17 protein-coding genes and 1 pseudogene are annotated in these 18,791 nt (G+C 69.6%); 4 read left to right on the top strand and 14 right to left on the bottom strand.

From position 1 onward, the window contains the following. Positions 1-37 precede the first annotated feature (37 nt). On the top strand, positions 38-787 hold the full coding sequence (locus E1P53_RS10640; RefSeq protein WP_109239861.1) for a uracil-DNA glycosylase: 750 nt from the start codon (positions 38-40) through the stop codon (positions 785-787). 13 nt (positions 788-800) lie between these two features. Here the strand turns inward: E1P53_RS10640 and E1P53_RS10635 are convergent, their stop codons facing one another. The 3 genes from E1P53_RS10635 to E1P53_RS10625 form a co-directional block, all read right to left on the bottom strand. Then, positions 801-1,115, bottom strand: a complete 315-nt coding sequence (locus tag E1P53_RS10635; RefSeq protein ID WP_006901633.1) for a hypothetical protein — start codon at positions 1,113-1,115, stop codon at positions 801-803. Positions 1,116-1,202: 87 nt separating this feature from the next. Beyond that, positions 1,203-1,925 carry a type 1 glutamine amidotransferase gene (locus E1P53_RS10630; RefSeq protein ID WP_006901632.1) on the bottom strand — a complete coding sequence of 241 codons (723 nt, stop codon included), beginning with the start codon at positions 1,923-1,925 and terminating at the stop codon, positions 1,203-1,205. Beyond that, a complete protein-coding gene (locus E1P53_RS10625; protein WP_040527292.1) occupies positions 1,922-3,223 on the bottom strand; it encodes a MurT ligase domain-containing protein in 1,302 nt (433 codons plus the stop codon). The genes E1P53_RS10630 and E1P53_RS10625 overlap by 4 nt, the downstream gene beginning before the upstream one ends. 75 nt (positions 3,224-3,298) lie before the next feature. On the opposite strand from E1P53_RS10625, the gene E1P53_RS10620 reads away from it, so the two are divergent. Beyond that, on the top strand, positions 3,299-4,366 hold the full coding sequence (locus tag E1P53_RS10620) for an alpha/beta hydrolase (protein WP_006901630.1): 1,068 nt from the start codon (positions 3,299-3,301) through the stop codon (positions 4,364-4,366). Positions 4,367-4,429: 63 nt separating this feature from the next. Here E1P53_RS10620 and E1P53_RS10615 read toward each other — a convergent pair. The 3 genes and pseudogenes from E1P53_RS10615 to E1P53_RS10605 form a co-directional block, all read right to left on the bottom strand. Then, positions 4,430-5,457 (bottom strand): annotated as a pseudogene (locus E1P53_RS10615) (EamA family transporter). Positions 5,458-5,565: 108 nt separating this feature from the next. Beyond that, entirely contained in the window at positions 5,566-5,931 is a 366-nt protein-coding gene (trxA, locus tag E1P53_RS10610) for a thioredoxin (RefSeq protein WP_006901628.1), read from the bottom strand. Positions 5,932-6,027: 96 nt separating this feature from the next. After that, complete coding sequence (locus tag E1P53_RS10605) at positions 6,028-7,257, bottom strand: MFS transporter (protein ID WP_131734283.1); 1,230 nt, start codon at positions 7,255-7,257, stop codon at positions 6,028-6,030. Positions 7,258-7,403: 146 nt separating this feature from the next. Between E1P53_RS10605 and E1P53_RS10600 the strand changes: the two genes are divergently transcribed. Further along, a complete protein-coding gene (locus E1P53_RS10600) occupies positions 7,404-8,285 on the top strand; it encodes a LysR family transcriptional regulator (RefSeq protein WP_006901626.1) in 882 nt (293 codons plus the stop codon). A 72-nt stretch (positions 8,286-8,357) separates the two neighbouring features. Here the strand turns inward: E1P53_RS10600 and E1P53_RS10595 are convergent, their stop codons facing one another. The 6 genes from E1P53_RS10595 to leuA all read right to left on the bottom strand — a co-directional run bounded on the left by E1P53_RS10595 (position 8,358) and on the right by leuA (position 14,647). After that, complete coding sequence (locus tag E1P53_RS10595) at positions 8,358-9,509, bottom strand: acyl-CoA dehydrogenase family protein (RefSeq protein WP_006901625.1); 1,152 nt, start codon at positions 9,507-9,509, stop codon at positions 8,358-8,360. Continuing rightward, the gene (locus tag E1P53_RS10590) at positions 9,506-10,240 is read right to left on the bottom strand and encodes a TetR/AcrR family transcriptional regulator (RefSeq protein ID WP_016895397.1); all 735 of its coding nucleotides are present in this window, start codon (positions 10,238-10,240) and stop codon (positions 9,506-9,508) included. Before E1P53_RS10590 ends, E1P53_RS10595 begins: the two co-directional genes overlap by 4 nt. A gap of 302 nt (positions 10,241-10,542) precedes the next feature. Then, positions 10,543-10,863 carry a putative quinol monooxygenase gene (locus E1P53_RS10585; protein WP_109239855.1) on the bottom strand — a complete coding sequence of 107 codons (321 nt, stop codon included), beginning with the start codon at positions 10,861-10,863 and terminating at the stop codon, positions 10,543-10,545. A 93-nt stretch (positions 10,864-10,956) separates the two neighbouring features. Then, entirely contained in the window at positions 10,957-11,976 is a 1,020-nt protein-coding gene (locus E1P53_RS10580; RefSeq protein ID WP_131734282.1) for an LLM class flavin-dependent oxidoreductase, read from the bottom strand. 38 nt (positions 11,977-12,014) lie between these two features. Continuing rightward, the gene (locus tag E1P53_RS10575; RefSeq protein ID WP_244941161.1) at positions 12,015-12,623 is read right to left on the bottom strand and encodes a TetR/AcrR family transcriptional regulator; all 609 of its coding nucleotides are present in this window, start codon (positions 12,621-12,623) and stop codon (positions 12,015-12,017) included. A 173-nt stretch (positions 12,624-12,796) separates the two neighbouring features. Continuing rightward, positions 12,797-14,647, bottom strand: a complete 1,851-nt coding sequence (gene leuA / locus E1P53_RS10570; protein WP_006901620.1) for a 2-isopropylmalate synthase — start codon at positions 14,645-14,647, stop codon at positions 12,797-12,799. Between the two features lie 395 nt (positions 14,648-15,042). On the opposite strand from leuA, the gene E1P53_RS10565 reads away from it, so the two are divergent. Then, positions 15,043-16,479 (top strand): MFS transporter, encoded by a 1,437-nt coding sequence (locus tag E1P53_RS10565; RefSeq protein ID WP_131734280.1) that lies wholly within the window; start codon positions 15,043-15,045, stop codon positions 16,477-16,479. A gap of 104 nt (positions 16,480-16,583) precedes the next feature. Here E1P53_RS10565 and E1P53_RS10560 read toward each other — a convergent pair whose 3' ends face one another. Further along, complete coding sequence (locus E1P53_RS10560) at positions 16,584-17,156, bottom strand: nitroreductase family protein (RefSeq protein WP_109239851.1); 573 nt, start codon at positions 17,154-17,156, stop codon at positions 16,584-16,586. A gap of 31 nt (positions 17,157-17,187) precedes the next feature. Then, entirely contained in the window at positions 17,188-18,684 is a 1,497-nt protein-coding gene (locus E1P53_RS10555) for an MFS transporter (protein WP_109239850.1), read from the bottom strand. Positions 18,685-18,791 lie beyond the last annotated feature (107 nt).

Here is an 18,791-nt window from a genome sequence, read left to right as displayed (position 1 = left end):
CGGTATCCGGCGGCTCCCGGGCCGCTAGGGTCGGGACATGGCCACCCGACGACGGCGGCGGTACCGCGATCTCGCCGAACTCGACGCGGACCTGATCGACTGCCGCGCGTGTCCGCGACTCGTCGCATGGCGCGAGCAGGTGGCGCGCGAGAAGCGCCGCGCATTCGAGAACGAGGAGTACTGGGGACGCCCCGTGCCGGGGATCGGTCCGGCCGACGCGCGGTTGCTGATCGTCGGCCTCGCCCCCGCGGCGCACGGCGGCAACCGCACCGGCCGCATGTTCACCGGCGATCAGAGCGGCGACTTCCTGTTTGCGGCAATGTATTCCGCGGGCCTGACCAACCAGCCGCACTCGGTGTCCCTCGACGACGGCCTGGAGCTGGTCGAGACCCGCATCACCGCCCCCGTGCACTGCGCCCCGCCGCAGAACAAGCCGACCGTCGACGAGCGTGATCGCTGTGCCCGGTGGCTGCACGCCGAGCTCGAACTCCTCGCCCCCAGCGTGCGGGCCGTACTCACCCTCGGCCAATTCGGTTGGCAGTCAACGCTTCGCACGTTCGCCGCGCTGGGCTGGACGGTGCCGAGGCCGGCACCGAAGTTCGGGCACGGGGTCTCGACGACGTTGACGCGCGGCGATGCGGCCCTCGAGGTGTTCGGCTGCTATCACGTCAGCCAGCACAACACCTTCACCGGGCGGCTGACCGCCGAGATGCTGGTCGAGGTCCTCGCGGCGGCCGCACGGTCGGCAGGGATCGATACGGCGGGGATCGATACGGCGGGCCGGTGAACCGGAGGGCGGGCTACTCCTCTTCGAACTGCGACTCCATCGCCTCGATGACCCGGTTCTCGTAGCTCTCGCGATCGATGAAGCGCGCCTCGAAGCCCTCCTCGGTGCGCTCGCCCGCGGCGACCGCCTCGGCCAGCGAGATGATCCGCCATCGGTGTTCGTCGTCGTCGCCGAGGCGGTGCAGGGTCTCGACCATCTGCTCGAGGACCTCGTCGTGCGAACCGGCGATCACCGACCAGTCCTCTCCGCCGTATCGCCCCGTCCACACGCCGTCCTCGCAGGTGAGGATGGCGTGCTGAATCACGTGCAGCACCCGGTTCTCGGTCACGGTGCACCTCCGTAACTCGCACACGTCGGTTGGTGCACATCCTGCCCCACGATCAGAGTGCGTGTGGGGCGATTCGCCAGAGGTGTCCTAGCGGCGGCGTCCCGCCGCCAGGCGCTCCCGGCGCAGCCGGTCGACCTCGGGAAGATCCAGCGGGGCAAGCGAATCGACGCCCATAGCGGTCGCGAGAAGATGGTCGGCGAGTTCGGGATTGCGGGCGAGGGCCGGGCCGTGCATGTAGGTGCCGATGACGCTGCCCTGCACGACTCCCTCGGTGCTGTCGCCGACGCCGTTGCCGACGCCGTGCTTGACCCGGGCGAGGGGCTTCGCGTCGGAGCCCAGCCTGCTGCCGCCGCGGTGGTTCTCGAACCCGGTCAGCGGCTGCGTGAGCGCGGGGTGGACGGGCTCGGTGACGAGCTCGCCGATGGCGCGCTTCTCCTGCGGGGACGTGGTCAGGTCGAACAGCGAGATGCCGTCGACCCGCTCGCCCGCGGACGTCTCGTACCAGTGGCCGAGCACCTGGATCGCGGCGCAGATCGCCAGCACCGGGCGTCCCGCGGCCGCAGCCTTCTGCAGCCCCGGATACCGGGTGAGGTGGCGGGTCGCGAGGCGTTGTGCGTAGTCCTCGGCGCCGCCGAGGGTGTAGACGTCGAGCGAATCGGGCACCGGGTCGTCGAGGGTGATGTGCACGACCTCGGCGTCGATGCCGCGCATGATCGCGCGCCGCTTGAGGACGAGGGCGTTGCCGCCGTCGCCATAGGTGCCCATGACGTCGGGCAGGACCAGCCCGATCCGGAGAGTCGACTCGCTCACTGTTCGCCCTTCCGAGCCCGCGCGGCGCGCTCCATCGCGACCCCGAGATCGCGGAACGCGGTGTAGTTGGCCAGCACCTCGACCCGCCCCGGCGGACACGAGGCGATCGCCTCCATCGGGTCGGGGACGGTGGTGTGCTCGGCACCCGCGTACAGCAGGCGCACCGAGAGGTCGGCGGCACGCTCGCCGGAGGCGACGACCTGCATCGTCTCGAAGGCCTCGAAGCGCACGTCCCAGAGCCACGACAGGTCCTCGCCGTCGGGGACCTGGCCGTTGACGGCGATCACCAGGCCGTCGGCGTCCTGGTCGATCATCGACAGCGCCTCCTGCCAGCCGGCCGGGTTCTTCGCGAGCAGGGTGCGGACCGAGTGGTTGCCGATCTGGTGCACGCCGTAGCGCCCGGCGACCTCGCCCACGGTGCCGACCGCGGCGACCGCCTTGGCCGGGTCGGCGCCCATCGCGACGGCCGCGGCGACGGCCTGCGTCGCGTTGCCACGGTTCGCCCGACCGGGCACCGAGAGGGTCATCGGGGCGGAGAAGCCGTCGGGGCCATAGATGTTCTCGTCGTCGAACCACCACTGCGGGGTGGGGCGGCGGAAGTTCTCGTCCCCGGTCGACCGCCAGCCGTCCCCGGACCGCACGATCGGCTCGCCGGTGCGAGGGCAGCTCACCGAGTCGCCCACCCAGCTCGCGCCGGCGGCGACCCAGATGACGTTCGGGGCGTCGAAGGCCGCCGAGGTGACCAGCACGTCGTCGCAGTTGGCGACGACGGTCGTCGACGGATGTTGCGCGATGCCCTCGCGGAGCCGTCGCTCGATCATGTTGATCTCCCCGACCCGGTCGAGTTGGTCGCGGGAGAGGTTCAGCAGCACCAGCACCTCGGGGTCGACGGCGTCGCTGACGTGCGGCACGTGCAGCTCGTCGACCTCGAGCGCGGCGTACGGCGCGGTGCGGGTCAGGGTGAGCGTGGCGATGATGCCGGCGTCCATGTTCGCGCCGTCGGCCTGCGTGGCGACCTCGCCGAGCTCGGCCATCGCCGCCGCGGCCATCCGCGTGGTCGTCGACTTGCCGTTGGTGCCGGTGATGATCGCGGTGCGCTTGCCGGCCGCGAGGCGGCGCATGATCTCGGGGTCGATCTTGGCGGCGACGAGGCCGCCGATCATCGACCCCTTGCCGCGGCCGGTGGCGCGCGACGCCCACCGGGCCGCCGCGGCCGCGGCCAGCGCGACCGAGGTGCGGACGGGTAGACGGGTGCCCCGGCGGGATGCGGAACCGGCGGACGATGGACGGTCGGACATGGCCACGAGTGTTCCACAGGCTCGCACGCCGGGTTGCTCGTGGCGGCTGCCGACCAGCAAGTAGGCTCTGCGGATGTGAGCCGCGACACGCATCAGACACTGTCCCTGCCCGCTCGACTCCAGGCCGGCCTCATGCGCGGGGCGTCGAAGATCCCGCCGGGTGTCCTGGCACTGGCCGGCCGGTGGGCCCCCACCAACTCCGACGGCGAGCGACTCGCCCCCGAGATGTTCGCCGTGGGCTGGGCCGCCGAGCACGTGCCGGGCGTCGGCCTGGGCAACGACGACGTCGCCGAGTCCCGCAAGCAGATCGACGATTCGGCCGCAGGCCTCGCCGAGGACCTCCCGCCCATGGCGGCCGAGGAGGACCTGGTCTTCGACGGCCCCGGTGGCGAACTGAGGGCCACGAGGTACCGGTCGAAGACCTCCTCGCGAGGCATCCTCCTCTACTTCCACGGCGGTGGCTGGGTCATCGGCAGCCGCATCAGCCACGACGGCTTCGTGCGTCGCCTGGCGCACGACACCGGCCTCGACGTCGTCTCCGTCGAATACCGGCTGGCCCCGGAGAACCCGTTCCCGGCCGCGGTGGAGGATGCGGTCGCGGCGTGGCGATTCGTCGTCGACGCGGCGCCGCGCTGGGGCGTCGACCCGCGGCGCATCGTCGTCTCGGGGGACAGCGCCGGGGGCAATCTCGCCACCGTGCTGGCGCGCGAGGTGCGCGGCGAGGACATCGCCCCGCTGCTGCAGCTGCTGATCTACCCGGTGACGGACCTGTCGAAGAAGAGCGCCTCGCGCCGGGAGTTCCCGTCGGGCTTCTTCCTCACCGAGGAGCGGATGACGTGGTTCAGCGACCACTACGTCCCCGACCTCGCCCAGCGCACCGACCCGCGGTGCTCGCCGCTGCTGGCCGACGACCTGAGCGGTCTGGCGCCGGCGCACGTCGTCGTCGCGGGCTTCGACCCGCTGCGTGACGAGGGCCTGGCCTACGCCGAGCGGCTGAAGGAGGCCGGTGTCCCGGTCACCGTGCAGCGCGAGGGCTCGCTGATCCACGGCTTCGCGAACATGACCCTCATCAGCCCCGACGCGCGGGCGGCCGTCGACCGGATGTGCGCGGCCGTGCGCGACGCCGTCACCGCCGCGCAGTAGGGGAACAGTCGGCCGAGTCGGGGCACGCAGGACCGGAACACACGGAGCGGAGAGCACCGGGGGTCAGGGGCACGCCGAGCGCGCCGCGGGCCGGGGCGCGGTCTCCCCGTTGGCCCGCCCTCCCCGGTCTGGTCCGGTGACGGGTTCGGGCCCGGTGGCCTGTGGGACCGGGGTCGGACGCACCCGCGGACGTGAGCGCGGGCGCGCCATCACGCCGACCGCGCAGCGCCGACCGCGCAGCCGACCACGACGACGGTCGCGCCGATGATCTCCCCGACGGTGGGTACCTCGTCGAGGAAGACGAACGACGCCGAGATGCCGACGACGGGCACCAACAGCGACATCGGGGAGACGCGGCTGGCGTCGTTGCGGCTGAGCAGGAGCGTCCACAGGCCCGCGCCCACCAGCGTGCCGAGGACGGCGAGATAGATCAGTCCGCCGAGCGCGCGCAGGCCCGTCTCGGTGCCGATGGTCATGAGGGCGTCGATGCCTGCGGTCGGGCCCTCGGCGATGAGGCTCACGACATAGAGGGGCGGACCCGCGACGACGGCCATCCACAGGGTCATGCGGAACGAGTCGTCGGGCTGCGCGAGGCGGCCGCCGATGTTGCCGATCGCCCAACTCAATCCGCCGAGGACGGTCAGCCCGATCGGGATGAGCGCTGCCGCGCCGATGCCGCTGCCGGTGGCGCGATCCCAGGCGATGACGCCCATCCCGGCCACGGCGACGAGGAGCCCCAGGACCTGGAGCAGCGTCATCCGCTCACGGAGGAACAGCACGCCGAGGACGACGGTGAAGGGGGCCGAGGTCTGCAGGACCAACGAGGCCAGGCCTGCCGGCATCCCGAGGTCCATCGCCAGGAAGAGGCAGATGAACTGCACGGTGCCGAATCCGGCCACGTACAGCAGGAACCACTTCAGGCGGACCTTCGGGAATCGGACGAAGGCGATGACCGGGAGCGCCATGACGGCGAAGCGCAGGGCGGCGAGGAACAGGGGAGGGAAGTGTTCGAGGGCGAGGTGGATCGCCACGAAGTTGAGTCCCCACAAGAACACCACGCCGAGCGCGAGCAACCGGTCACGAGAGGACATGTCCTTCATCGTCGAGGTCACGACGATGAAGGACAATCGAATTTAATCGAAGCCTTGCTGAAGTTCTCCTACAGAGATGGGTGCCCTACAGCGACGGCTCCGGCGGCATCACTGTTGCTGAGCGGCGGCGACCTTGGCGCGCACGTCGTCCATGTCGAGGCCCTCGACCGCACTGATGAGTTCCTCGAGCTGGGCCGGGGGCAGCGCGCCCGGCTGGTTGAACACCAGGATCCCGTCGCGGAACGCCATCAGGGTCGGGATCGACTGGATGCCCAGGCTGCCGGCGAGCTGTTGCTGCTCCTCGGTGTCCACCTTGCCGAAGAAGATGTCGGAATGTTCCTCGGAAGCCTTCTCGAAGACCGGGCCGAACATGCGGCACGGACCGCACCAGCTCGCCCAGAAGTCGAGCAGCACGATGCCGTCCTTCGTGACAGTCTCTTCGAAGGTTTCCAGGGTTACGTCATGTGATGCCACGGTCGGCACAACCATTTCCGACGCCCCGGCATTCCATGACCGTTCTGTTGATTCCGAATCCGCGCTGTGTCCGGCGGGTCCAGCCCGGCCGGGCACTCAGGCCGGCTTGTATGCCTCTCGCGCGAGAACACCCCACCCGACCAGCAGGGCGGCAACGATCAGCCCGGCCGCCAGCGGCAGCAGCGAGCCGTAGCCGAACCTCGCGGCGAGGGACGACGGGACCGTCGCGCCGACGATCGCGCCCGCGGCCACCGCGCTGTTGAACAGTCCCATCGCGGACCCCTGGCCGTCGAGGGTGAGGTCGGCGGCCATCTTGGTCGCGCCGATGTAGTCGAACGGGTAGCCCAACGCCACCAGTATGAGCCCGGCGATGCCGATCCAGGAGTCTCCCGACGGGTGCCAGATCCAGGCGGCCGTCATCACCGCCAGGCCGGTCAGCGTGATCAGCAGACCCGTGCGCAGGACCCAACCGCAGCCGTACCGGTCCGCGAGGCGCCCGCACACGGGATACAGGCAGGCTCCGACGACCGAGGCCAGCAGGTACCAGGACGCGGTGTGCGACGACGACACGGCGAAGGCGTCCTTCATCACCAGCGGCATCACGTTCAGGAAGGTCTGTACGGCGGTCATCGCCAGGAACCACGACGCGAGGAACCGGCCGAACGGTCCCCGCAGTTCGCGACGCAGGCCGCCCGGCGTCGGCAGTGCGGAGTCGGGGCGGGCGGGGTCGGAGCCTGCGGACGCCAGGTGGGGGAGGCGTAGCCGGCCCAGCAGGGTGCCGAAGATGATCACGACACCTGCGACGTACCAGCCGGTGTGGACATGGCCGTCGGCGAACACCGCTCCGATCGCCAGTCCCGACACCTGGCCCATGCCGAACACGAAGCGGAACCATCCGATGCGCTCGTCCCACTCGTCCTCCGGATGGCCCTCGGTGATGAACACGCTGCCCAGGGTCTGCACGGCTCCCGCGGTGGCACCGGCGACCACGGCCGCGACACACCAGCCGAGGAGTCCGTCGGACAAGCCGAACCCGATGGCCGCGACACCCATCAGGGGGAATGACCCGAGAAAGATCGTCCGCTGTCCGCCGGTGCGGTCGGCGATCTTCCCGATCACCGGCGCGAAGAGCTGGCCGCCGAAGAACGCGGCGAGCGCGGCGGCGACCGCCACCGTGCCCCGTGAGGTCACGGTCAGCGGGATGAGCAGCGGCACAATGCCGTTCACGAGCAACCCGGCGAGTGCATAGGCGCTGAACCAGGGCTCGATACTGCCCCGCATGCCCACCCGGGCCGTCTGCGGGGTGGTCGACGCCTCGCTCGTCATCACGGTCCTCACTCTCTCGGGAGACAACGCGCGACACCGTAGCCCGGGCGCGGCCCCTGATCGCAGCGCCACGAGCGAGCGGCACGATCGCAGCGCTGTTCTGGCACAAAGGGCCCCTGGCGGGTTCGCCGGGTACCTTGACCTCCATGGAGGTGCGCCGACTGCGTCTGCTGCGCGAGTTCGCCGACCGCGGGTCCATCGGCGCGGTCGCCGAGGCGCTGCACATGACGCCCTCGGCGGTCTCGCAGCAGATGAAGGTGCTCGCCGACGAGGCGGGAGTGCCGCTGTTCGAACCCGACGGCCGTGGCCTGCGGCTCACCGAGGCCGGGCATGCCCTGGTGCTGCGGGCAGACGAGGTCATCGCAGCGGTGGAACGTGCGCAGGAGGAGATGGCGTCGTACCGGTCGGGCAAGGCCCGCGTGCGGCTGGCGATGTTCCCGTCCGGGTCGACCCTGCTGCTGCCCAGCGTCCTCGATCGGGCCGCACTCGCGGGAATCGAGGTGGACGCGTTCCACCTCGACGTCGGTTATGCCGACGCCGCGCCGGCGCTCGCGGACTTCGACATCGTGGTGACCCACCGCGACGAGCGGACTCCCGCGGTCAACCACTCGCGGGTGCGGGTCACCGAGCTGATGCGCGAACCGGTCGACGTCATCGTGCCCCTCGACAGCCCGTTGGGCGCGTCGGATCGGGTCACGGTGTCCGAACTCGCCGAGCACGACTGGATCAGCGTCGAGGGCGGATTCCCCGTCGACGATGTGCTGCAGTCGATCTCGGCGGTGACCGGGGTCGCGCCGAGGGTGACGCAGCGGATGCTCGACTTCACCACCATCGAGGCGCTCGTCGCCGGCGGGCACGGTATCGCTCTGATGCCGCGCTTCGCGGTGCGGCACCCGGCGGTGAAACGCCTGGAACTCAAAGGGGTTCGGGCCGCCCGCGTCTACGAGGCGCTGTCGAGGCCCAGGTCGCGCACCGTGGTCGAGCGGGTCGTCGAGCAGATCGCGGCGGCGGCAGCGGAGCATTCCTGAACGACAAGGGCCGCCGGCCCACGCATTTCGCGTGAACCGACGGCCCTTTCGTGAACCCCGTGAGAGAGCGGGTCAGAAGCCGAGGCTCTTGCCCACGATGTCCTTCATGATCTCGGTGGTGCCGCCGAAGATCGTCTGGATGCGGGCATCCTTGTAGGCGCGGGCGACCCGGTACTCGTTCATGTAGCCGTAGCCGCCGTGCAACTGCAGGCAGCTGTCGATGACGCGCTTGGCGAGCTCGGTGCACCACCACTTGTTCTTGGACGCGTCGACGGCGTCGAGCTCACCGTCGAGCACGCCCTGTAGGCAGCGGTCGATGTAGATCTCGGCGATGTCGAGCTCGGTGGCCATCTCGGCGATGGTGAAGCGGTTGGCCTGGAAGGTGCCGATCGGGCGGCCGAATGCTTTGCGGTCCTTGCAGTACTGGACGGTCTCCTCGAAGACCGCGCGGGCGCCGGCGATGGCGCCGATGCCGATCGACAGGCGCTCGGAGGGGAGGTTCTGCATGAGGTGGTAGAAGCCCATGCCCTCCTGGCCGAGCAGGTTCTCGACCGGCACGCGCACGTTGTTGAAGTGCAGCTCGGCGGTGTCCTGTGCGCGCAGGCCCATCTTGTCGAGCTTGCGGCCGCGCTCGAAGCCCTCCATGCCGCGCTCGACGACCAGCAGCGAGAACGCCTTGTGACCGGCCGCGGGATCCGGGTTGGTGCGGCAGACGACCACCACGAGGTCGGCGTTGATGCCCGAGGAGATGAAGGTCTTGTTGCCGTTGAGGACGTAGTGGTCGCCCTCGAGCTTCGCCGAGGTCTTGATGCCGGCGAGGTCGGAGCCGGCGCCCGGCTCGGTCATCGCGACGGCGAGGATGGTCTCGCCCGTGGCGATGCCCGGCATCCAGCGCTTCTTCTGCTCTTCGTTGGCGAGGTGCACGAAATACGGTGCGACGACGTCGTTCTGGAGGCTCAGGCCGGGCGATGCGCCGTCGAACTTGGCGAACTCCTCGACGACGACCGCGTTGAAGCGGAAGTCGTTCATCGCGCCGCCGCCGCCGTACTCCTCGGGGATGTTGAAGCCGAGGAGACCGGCGTCGCCGGCCTTCTTGTAGACCTCGCGGTCGACGATGCCCGCTGCGGTCCATTCCTCGTTGTGCGGCAGGCACTCACGGATCAGGAACTGGCGAGCGGTTTCCCGGAGGGCTTCGTGCTCTTCTTCGAAGATGGCGCGTTTCATGGCTGCTTCCTTTCCTTCAGGCTTCGGTTGCTGTCGTTGGAGTCGTTGTCGGTGGTCTGGGTGTCGCCGAGGTGGTCGACGTTCTGCGCGCCCACGACACGCAGCGAGATCAGTGCGTAGGACCGGGCGACCTCGGCGGGGGTGCGGGCACCGGAAGGGCGGTACCAGGTCGTGACCGCCTGGCAGGCGCCGAACAGGTACCGCAGCACGTCCTTGATGTCCTCGTCGAACCGGAACTCGCCCGACTCGCGGCCCGCCTCGATGACCTCGGCGAGCATGTTCTCGGTCTCCGTGCGCATCGCGACGTAGTTCTCGCGGCGCGGGTCGTCGGCTGCGAGATGGCGGAATTCGTGTGCGACGCTTGCCAGTTCGAGGTCGCTCGTCATGTGCAGGACGATGGATTCGATGGCGTTGGAGAGCTTCTCCGACGGCGTGTCGCCGGCCTCGATGGCGGCTCCCACCCAGGCGAGGACCGAGGTCATCGCCGCTTCGAGGAGTTCGACGAGAATGCCGAGCTTGTTGTCGTGGTGGTAGTAGAGGGTCGGCAGGGAGACGCCGGCGCGCGACGCGATGTCGCGGATGGAGGTTCCGTGGAAGCCGCGCTCGTAGAACGCGCGCTTGGCGGCCACGAGGGTGGGCGGGAGCGGGACGGGTTCGCGCCGTCGCCAGTCCACGCCCTCGGTGTCGATCGTGAACCGCCGTGGTGCGGCGTCCTTGCCTGCCTCAGCCACGGTCGGCGGCGGTGACGGGGGCGAGCGGTCCGACGGGCCCCGACCCGGACGCGCCGGTTCCGGGCGTGCCGACCGTGGGGCGGTTGGGGTCGACGACTGCCGCTACGGGCATGGGTTCCTCTCGAGTGTGATGTCGGCGGTCGCGGCCGAGACACGTCGCAGGCGGGCGCCGTGTGTCGTCGCGAACGTGACCGGGCACGGCATGGCGCCCATCACTTATCTAACGATCGTTATACGGTTTAGCATGCCGTCGCCCGCGGATGCAACACCGCCACGGATCAGGGCGGAGAGGCTCGGGTGTCCTAGATCGCGCCCTTGGCGGGATCGCCGGCGGGGACCGCGGTGAAGGTCTTCACGTCGAGCGGTCCGGCGAGCAGGGGGCCGAGGGCCTTGCCGAGCTCGGCGAGCGCCGGCGCCTTGCTGTGCGCGCCGAGCGCCTCGAGTGATTCCCACCGCTCGATCATCACGAGATCGGTCGAGTCCCCGGTCGCCTCGTGCAGCGCGTACTTCACGCAACCGGGCTCGTCGTGCACCTTCGGGATCGCGGCGAGCACGGCGTCGCGGACCGCCTGCTCCTCGCCGGGCTGGGGGGAGATGGTGGCGACGACGATGACCTCGGGCATGGGCGGGCTCTCCTCTGACGGGCGGACATTGATGTCGTCGTGAGGTTATGGGAGCCGGTGGCGTTCTCGTGGCGGTTTCGTCGAGAGCACGCGTCAGCGCCAGCCGAGGGCCGGTGCGACGTGGGTGAGGATCGACTCGATCACGTGCGCGTTGTATTCCACACCGAGTTGGTTGGGGACCGTCAGCAGCAGGGTGTCGGCCGCGGCGATGGCCTCGTCTTCCCGCAGTTGCTCGATGAGCTTGTCCGGCTCGTCGGCGTAGCTGCGGCCGAACCGCGCGACCGAGTTGTCGATGATGCCGACCTGGTCGGACTCCTGGCCGCCGCGACCGAAGTAGGCGCGGTCCCGGTCGTCGACGATCGCGAAGATGCTGCGGCTCACCGACACCCGCGGCTCGCGCGGATGGCCGGCCTCGACCCATGCCTTGCGGAACCGCTGGATCTGCTCGGCCTGCAGCTGGTGGAAGGGCACGCCGGTGTCCTCGGTGAGCAGCGTCGACGACATGAGGTTCATGCCCTTCTCCGCGGCCCATTCCGCCGTCGCGCGGGTGCCGGCGCCCCACCAGATCCGGTCGCGGAGGCCGGGCGACTGCGGTTCGATCGGCAGCAGGCCCGGCGGGTTGGGGAACATGGGCCGGGGATTCGGCCGCGCGAACCCGCCACCCTCGATGACACGCAGGAACACCTCGGCGTGCTGGCGGGCCATGTCGGCGTCGGTGGAGCCCTCCGGCGGGACGTACCCGAAGTACTTGTAACCCTCGATGACCTGCTCGGGGGACCCGCGGGAGATGCCGAGCTGCAGCCGGCCCTCGGAGATGAGATCGGCGGCGCCGGCGTCCTCGGCCATGTACAGCGGGTTCTCGTAGCGCATGTCGATGACACCCGTGCCGATCTCGATGCGAGTCGTCCTCGCACCGATCGCCGCCAGCAGCGGAAACGGCGACGCGAGCTGCCGGGCGAAATGGTGGACGCGGAAATAGGCGCCGTCGGCGCCGAGTTCCTCCGCCGCCACCGCCAGATCGATCGATTGCAGCAGCGAGTCCGACGCCGACCGTACCTGCGAGCCCGGGGAGTCCGACCAATGGCCGAAGGACAGGAAACCGATCTTCTTCATGATCCGGAGAAGGGCGCAGGGGCCGGTTTTGTTCCCGGCTACTCCTGTGACCCGCCGACGGTCGCCTGCTGTCGGTCGTCGGCGAGGGCCAGACTCTGACGAGGCCGGTTGCTCGCATCCGCCAGCGAGTCGAGGAACTGCTGTGCGGCCCACGTGAGGGTCGCGGGATCGTCCGGGAGCGTGGACTGCGAGTATCCGGTGAGCACGTAGTTGGCCCAGCTCGAGTACCGGTGGGCGGCGTCGCGGTCGTCGAGCAACTCCATCGCGATGTCGAAGACGACCTGGTAGCGGGCGTGGTCGGCCATCTCCTGGACCTTGCGGACGTCCGGATCCATGTTGGCCCACGTGCGGATGGCCGCCTCGGCGTGATGGGGGAGCGATACGGCGAACTCGATGAGGTCCCTCATCCGCTGCAGGGGATCGGCGACGGCCTGGACGGCAGCGACCTCGAGTTCGGTCCGGGAGGCCAGCCAGTGCCGGATGAGCTGGCCGGTGTAGTCCGACCAGTTCTTGAAGAAGTGGTAGAAGGAGCCGCTGGTGACCCCGAGACGCCCGCAGACCTCGGACAGCTTGAGCGCGCTGTAGCCCGAATCGGCGAGAATGCTGATTCCGGTCTCCAGGTACAACTCCCGTGTGGTGGCTGCCATGAGGTCACCGTATTCCACATCACGCATCCTGTGGGTCGAAGGGATGACCGATTTGCGCGCCCGACACACGCGTGCCGTCGCGGGAGCGCACAACGTGACGGGCCGGGACCGCGACGAGGATCGCCCGTCGCCGGTCCCGGCCCGATCGAACCGGTTGTTGTCGCGGTGTCGGCCTACGGGGCCCAGGTCCGCGGAGCGGCCTCGCCGTCGGCCTCCGGCGCCGAGGTGACGCGGTAGGCGCGGTTGACCGCCGAGACGACGGCCCGCAGGCTCGCGGTGGTGATCGACGACGCGATGCCGACGCCCCACACGGTCTCGCCGTTGACCTCGGTCTCGACGTAGGCCGCGGCGCTGGCGTCACCGCCGGCGGTCAGTGCGTGCTCGCTGTAGTCGAGAACGCGGACGTCGTAGCCGATGGTCGACAGCGCGTCGACGAAGGCCGCCAGCGGGCCGTTGCCCGAGCCGGTGATCTCGCGTTCGGTGCCCTCGACCTTCACCACCGCGGTGATGTGGTCCTCGCCGCCGTCGACCTCGGCCGCGTCGACCCTCTGGCGCATGCGCTCCAGCGGCCAGATCGGGTGCAGGTAGTTCTCGGCGAAGACGTCCCACATCTCCTTCGGGCTGACCTCGCCGCCCTCGCCGTCGGTGATCTTCTGGATCTCGCGGCTGAACTCGATCTGCAGGCGCCGCGGCAGGTTCATGCCGTGGTCGGCCTTCATGATGTAGGCGACGCCGCCCTTGCCGGACTGGCTGTTGACGCGGATGACGGCCTCGTAGTTGCGGCCGACGTCCTTGGGGTCGATGGGCAGGTACGGGACGGCCCAGATGATGTCGTCGACGTCCGCGTCCTGCGCGTCGGCGTCGAACTTCATCTGGTCCAGGCCCTTGTTGATGGCGTCCTGGTGGCTGCCGGAGAACGCGGTGTAGACCAGGTCGCCGCCGTACGGGTGCCGCTCGGGGACGTTCAGCTGGTTGCAGTACTCGACGGTGCGACGGATCTCGTCGATGTCGGAGAAGCTGATCTGCGGGTCGACGCCCCGGCTGAACATGTTCAGGCCCAGGGTCACCAGGCACACGTTGCCGGTGCGCTCGCCGTTGCCGAACAGACAGCCCTCGATGCGGTCCGCGCCGGCCATGTAGCCCAGCTCGGCCGCGGCGACGGCGGTCCCGCGGTCGTTGTGCGGGTGCAGGCTCAGGATGATGGAGTCGCGACGCTGCAGGTTGCGGTGCATCCACTCCACCGAGTCGGCGTAGATGTTGGGCGTCGCCATCTCGACGGTGGCCGGCAGGTTGATGATCATCGGGTTCTCCGGGGTGGGAGCGATGATCTCGGTGACCGCGTCGCAGACCTCCTTGGCGAAGCTCAGCTCGGTGCCGGTGTAGGACTCGGGCGAGTACTCGAAGCGCCAGTTGGTGTCCGGGTACTTCTTCTTCTCCTCCAGGACCAGGTGCGCGGCATCGGTCGCGATCTTCACGATCGCCGGCTTGTCGGCGCGGAAGACCACGCGGCGCTGCAGCACCGAGGTGGAGTTGTAGAAGTGCACGATGACGTTCTTGGCGCCACGGCACGCCTCGAAGGTGCGCTCGATCAGTTCCGGACGGCACTGGGTCAGGACCTGGATGGTGACGTCGTCGGGGATCGCGTCGTCCTCGATGATCTCGCGGACGAAGTCGTAGTCGGTCTGGCTCGCCGACGGGAAGCCGACCTCGATCTCCTTGTAGCCCATCCGGACCAGCAGGTCGAACATGCGCCGCTTGCGGGCCGGGCTCATGGGATCGATCAGGGCCTGGTTGCCGTCGCGCAGGTCGACCGCGCACCACAGCGGCGCCTTGGTGATGACCTTGTCGGGCCAGGTGCGGTCGGGCAGTGAGATCTTCTCGACCTCGTCGGCGAACTGCCGGTAGCGGTGGACCGGCATCGCGGAATTGCGCTGCGGATTCCAGGAGGGCTGGTCGGCGGGGATCGGGCCGGAGGGCTCTACGATGCGGCTCGCGCCGGAAGAAAAGTTGTCTGCAGGTGACATTACGGGGTCATTCTCCGTGTCTGAGTGGAAAAGTGACCGGCGCATGAAAGGGCCCCGCGACGGAGGGCCGGTCGTGTCAGACCCCGCCGCGGCAACCGAGGAGGAGTGCACGCTGCATGCATCCGACTGTACTCCTCGGTGCAAGAGGAACAAAATCGCAGGTCAACCGTATAGCTGGACCCTCCGGGATTCGAATGCGACCCCTCTTCGGGGGGTGGTCGGGACGTGGTGTGAGCCACACCATATGACCTACATCTCATCAGGTCGAGCGAGTGACGGAGTTCATCGGAGGGCTCGGGTCCGCCGACCGGGGATGGACGGGCCACCCCCCAGCCCGGACCCGACGACGGCCGTTCAAACCCGAAGCGGCCGACCGCCAGCAAAGGACGACGCCAGTGACCACCACCCCCGCAGATCCACCGAGCGCCGACTTCCCGGCCCTGCAGCCGCCCGAGGCGGCTCCCCCGAAGAAGACCAGCCTCAAGCGCGTGGCCGCGGCCAGCTCGATCGGCACGACCATCGAGTTCTACGACTTCTTCATCTACGGCACCGCCGCCGCACTGGTCTTCCCGACCGTCTTCTTCCCCGCCGCCGACGAGGTGACCGGCACCATCGCCTCGTTTGCGACCTTCGCCGTCGCGTTCTTCGCCCGCCCGGTCGGCGCGATGTTGTTCGGGCACTTCGGCGATCGCATCGGCCGCAAGCGCACCCTCGTCTGGACCTTGCTGATCATGGGCTTCGCGACCGTCGCGATCGGCCTGCTGCCGGGCTACGGGACCGGCGTCTTCGGCATCGCCGAGTCGGGCATCGGCATCGCCGCTCCCATCACGCTCGTCGTGCTGCGCTTCCTGCAGGGCTTCGCGGTCGGCGGCGAATGGGCCGGCGCGACCCTGTTGACCGCCGAATACGCACCTGCGGGCAAACGCGGCCTGTACGCGATGTTCCCTCAGCTCGGCCCGGCCTTGGCCTTCTTCCTGTCGAGCCTGACGTTCCTGATCGCGTCGCTGACCCTGGGCGAGACCAGCTCGGCCTTCCTCGAGTACGGCTGGCGCGTCCCGTTCATCCTGTCCTTCGCGCTCGTCGCCGTCGGACTGTGGGTCCGCCTCGCCGTCGCCGAGACCCCGGTCTTCCGGGAGGCCCAGCGCCGCAAGGCACTCGAAGGTGCGTCGAACGAACCCGCACTGCCGTTCCTGGATGCCTTCCGGTACCAGTGGAAGGAGATCCTGATCGCCGGCGGAGCGCTCGCCAGCCTGTTCTCGCTCTTCTACATGGGCACCGCCTTCCTCACCAACTACGGCACCAAGAGCCTCGAGCTGTCGCGCACCTTCGTGCTCAGCGCCGGCATGATCGCCGCCGTGATCTTCGGCCTGTCGACCGCCGCGTCGGCCATGTGGTCCGACCGGGTCGGACGACGCCTGGTCATCCTGACCTCCTGCGCCGTGGCCGTCCCCTGGGTGCTCATCCTGTTCCCGATCCTCGATCTGGGCGGCGGCTTCGCGTTCGTCGTCGGACTCGTCGGCACGCTGCTGATCTTCGGCATCGCCTACGGCCCCGCCGGCGCGCTCCTGCCCGAGCTCTTCGAGGCCCGCTACCGCTACACCGGTGCCGGGATGGGCTACAACCTCGCCGGCATCCTCGGCGGAGCGATCCCGCCGCTGATCGCCGCGCCGCTCATCGCCGGGCCCGGCGCGATTTGGGTGGGCGTGCTGCTCGCCGGCCTGTCGGCGGTCAGCGTGATCTGCACGATCGCCATCGTCGAGACCAAGGACAAGGCGATACGCGAGGAGGGCGCTCTCGTCGAGGAGGAGTCGGAGCCGGCTCTCGTCGGCTGAGCATCCCTGCGGCGCAGCATCTTCCGCCGACATGAGAACATCCCCGTCGGACCGCTCGGTCCGGCGGGGATGTTGCGTATGGGGCCGCGTCGGTGTGCCGGGTGTCAGTCTCGCTCGCCGAACGCGGGCGTACCCCACTGCCCGGCGAAGGCGACCTCGCTCAGCGGCAGGCGCGACCGGGGCTGTTCGTCGCGCTCCCGGATCTCGTCGGGCAGCGTGGCCGGATCGGCGGGGACGCCGATGGCGAGCAACACCAGAGGACGCTGGTCCGACGGGATGTCGAAGGCGCGGACCGCGGCCGCCGCGTCGAACCCGGCCATGGGGTGTGCGTTGAAGCCGAGGGCGACGGCCTGCAGGCTCATCTGGGCCACGGCGAGTCCGAGGTCGACGGCCGCGTAGGTGTGCTCCTTCGGGTCGTCGGGGCGGTCGGAGGTGCAGACCAGAATGAGTGCGGCCGACCGCGGGGCCCACCCGGCATTCCCGCGGGTGAGCGTGCCCACGAGCGTGTCGAAGGTGTCGTCCCCGCGCTTGCCGACGACGAACCGCACCGGCTGGAGCCGTCCCCAGGTCGGCGCCCAGCGGCCGGCGTCGACGATCGTCTCGAGGTCGTGGACGGAGATCGAGGCGCCGGGGTCGTAGCCCCGTGCGCTCCAGCGGGATTCGATCAACTCATGCATACCCCGAGGGTAGAGGGGCGGCGTCCGCGGACTACTTGGGCTCGCGCATGGCGAAATACACCGCGACCCCGAGGACGGCCAGCGCGATCCCGGCGGTGAGGGACGCCGCGTGCATGCCGTCGACGTAGGCCTGCCGCGCGGCGCTCGCGAGCCCCTCGCCCGGCGACCCCATGTCGAGGGCGCGCAGGAGTGTCTCGCCGAGGGTGTCGCCGAAATCCCACCCGTTGCGGTGAGAGCGGAAGATCAGTGTCGCCAGTGAGCCGAGCAGCGCCAGGCCCAGGGCGTTGCCCAGCTCGAAACTGGTCTCGGAGATGCCGGAGGCCGAGCCCGCCCGTTCCGGCGGGACCGCCCCGATGGCCACGACCGACACCAGGCTGAACTGGATGCCGTAGCCGACGCCGGCGACCGAGGTGCACAGCAGGTAGACCCAGATCGGGGACGAGGTGGTCAGCGCCAGGAGTCCGAGATTGCCCACCGCGGCGAGGCCGATGGCCAGCAGGAACGCGGCGCGCGTGCCGATCAGCGCGGCGACGCGTGAGGCCCCGACGGAGAACACCGCGACGGCCACCGCCATCGGGAGTCCGGCGATCGCCGCGGCGAGGACGTCGTGACCCATCACCGACTGCAGGTAGACCCCGGTCAGGTAGGACATGCCGCCGAGCGCCGCCATGCCGACGAGTGACACCGAGATCGCGCCGACGAACTGCAGGTTGCCGAAGAGCTTCAGGTCGAGCAGCGGCGCCGGGGCGCGGCGCTGCCAGACCACGAACGCCGCCAGCATCACGACGCCGACGATCCCGACGGCGACCGTCGTCGCGTCCATGCCGTCGCTCGCGAGCGTCTTCACGGCGTAGACCGCCGGGAGGATGCCGCCCATCGACAGCACCACGCCGAGCACGTCGAACCGCGCGTCCGACGGGGCCTTGAACTCCGGCAGCAGACGCGGACCGAGGATCAGCAGCACGGCGAGCACCGGCACGTTCATCAGGAAGACCGAGCCCCACCAGAAGTGGTGCAGCAGAACGCCTCCGACGACGGGGCCGATCGCACTTCCGCCCGCGAACGCCGCGGTCCAGACACCGATCGCCCGGCCTCGCTCGCGGGGATCGGAGAACATGTTGGCGATCAGCGACAGGCTCGACGGCATCAGCGTCGCACCGCCGACGCCCATCAGGGCGCGTGCGGCGATGAGGATGCCGGCGGTCGGTGCGAAGGCCGCGAGGATCGACGCGAGTCCGAACACCGTCGCCCCCGCCAGCAGGATGCGCCGCCGGCCGATCCGGTCGCCGAGGTTCCCCATCGTGATGAGCAGGCCGGCGATGAGGAAGCCGTAGATGTCGAGGATCCACAGTTGCTCGGACGCCGACGGGGCGAGCGAGGCGGTGATCGACGGGATCGCGAGGTAGAGGACCGAGACGTCGAGTGCCACCAGGAGGACGGGCAGGGTGAGCACCGCCAGACCCAGCCACGTGCGTCGGTCGGCGGTGTTGGCGACCTGCCGATCGGACGAGGCGAGGTGGGCTGACACGGGATGCTCCTACGAGATGGTCACGGATGGTCATGCCGCGTACGGCGTACGCGGACCAGGTTACGATCATGAGTACGCTGTACGCAATCGAGATGTTCCCGGTCGGT

Source organism: Gordonia paraffinivorans, assembly GCF_900683595.1.
In the GTDB taxonomy this organism is placed as follows: Bacteria; Actinomycetota; Actinomycetes; order Mycobacteriales; family Mycobacteriaceae; genus Gordonia; species Gordonia paraffinivorans.
Note: the sequence above shows the minus strand (reverse complement) of the source record. Positions and strands in the feature narration are given on the sequence as shown.

Bases quoted from the DNA above. Each gene is read 5' to 3' on its own strand.
- E1P53_RS10640 (WP_109239861.1), top strand. From the start codon at position 38: ATGGCCACCCGACGACGGCGGCGGTACCGCGATCTCGCCGAACTCGAC.
- E1P53_RS10625 (WP_040527292.1), bottom strand. From the start codon at position 3,223: ATGTCCGACCGTCCATCGTCCGCCGGTTCCGCATCCCGCCGGGGCACC.
- E1P53_RS10605 (WP_131734283.1), bottom strand. From the start codon at position 7,257: ATGACGAGCGAGGCGTCGACCACCCCGCAGACGGCCCGGGTGGGCATG.
- E1P53_RS10600 (WP_006901626.1), top strand. From the start codon at position 7,404: ATGGAGGTGCGCCGACTGCGTCTGCTGCGCGAGTTCGCCGACCGCGGG.
- E1P53_RS10595 (WP_006901625.1), bottom strand. From the start codon at position 9,509: ATGAAACGCGCCATCTTCGAAGAAGAGCACGAAGCCCTCCGGGAAACC.
- E1P53_RS10585 (WP_109239855.1), bottom strand. From the start codon at position 10,863: ATGCCCGAGGTCATCGTCGTCGCCACCATCTCCCCCCAGCCCGGCGAG.
- E1P53_RS10580 (WP_131734282.1), bottom strand. From the start codon at position 11,976: ATGAAGAAGATCGGTTTCCTGTCCTTCGGCCATTGGTCGGACTCCCCG.
- E1P53_RS10575 (WP_244941161.1), bottom strand. From the start codon at position 12,623: ATGGCAGCCACCACACGGGAGTTGTACCTGGAGACCGGAATCAGCATT.
- leuA (WP_006901620.1), bottom strand. From the start codon at position 14,647: ATGTCACCTGCAGACAACTTTTCTTCCGGCGCGAGCCGCATCGTAGAG.
- E1P53_RS10560 (WP_109239851.1), bottom strand. From the start codon at position 17,156: ATGCATGAGTTGATCGAATCCCGCTGGAGCGCACGGGGCTACGACCCC.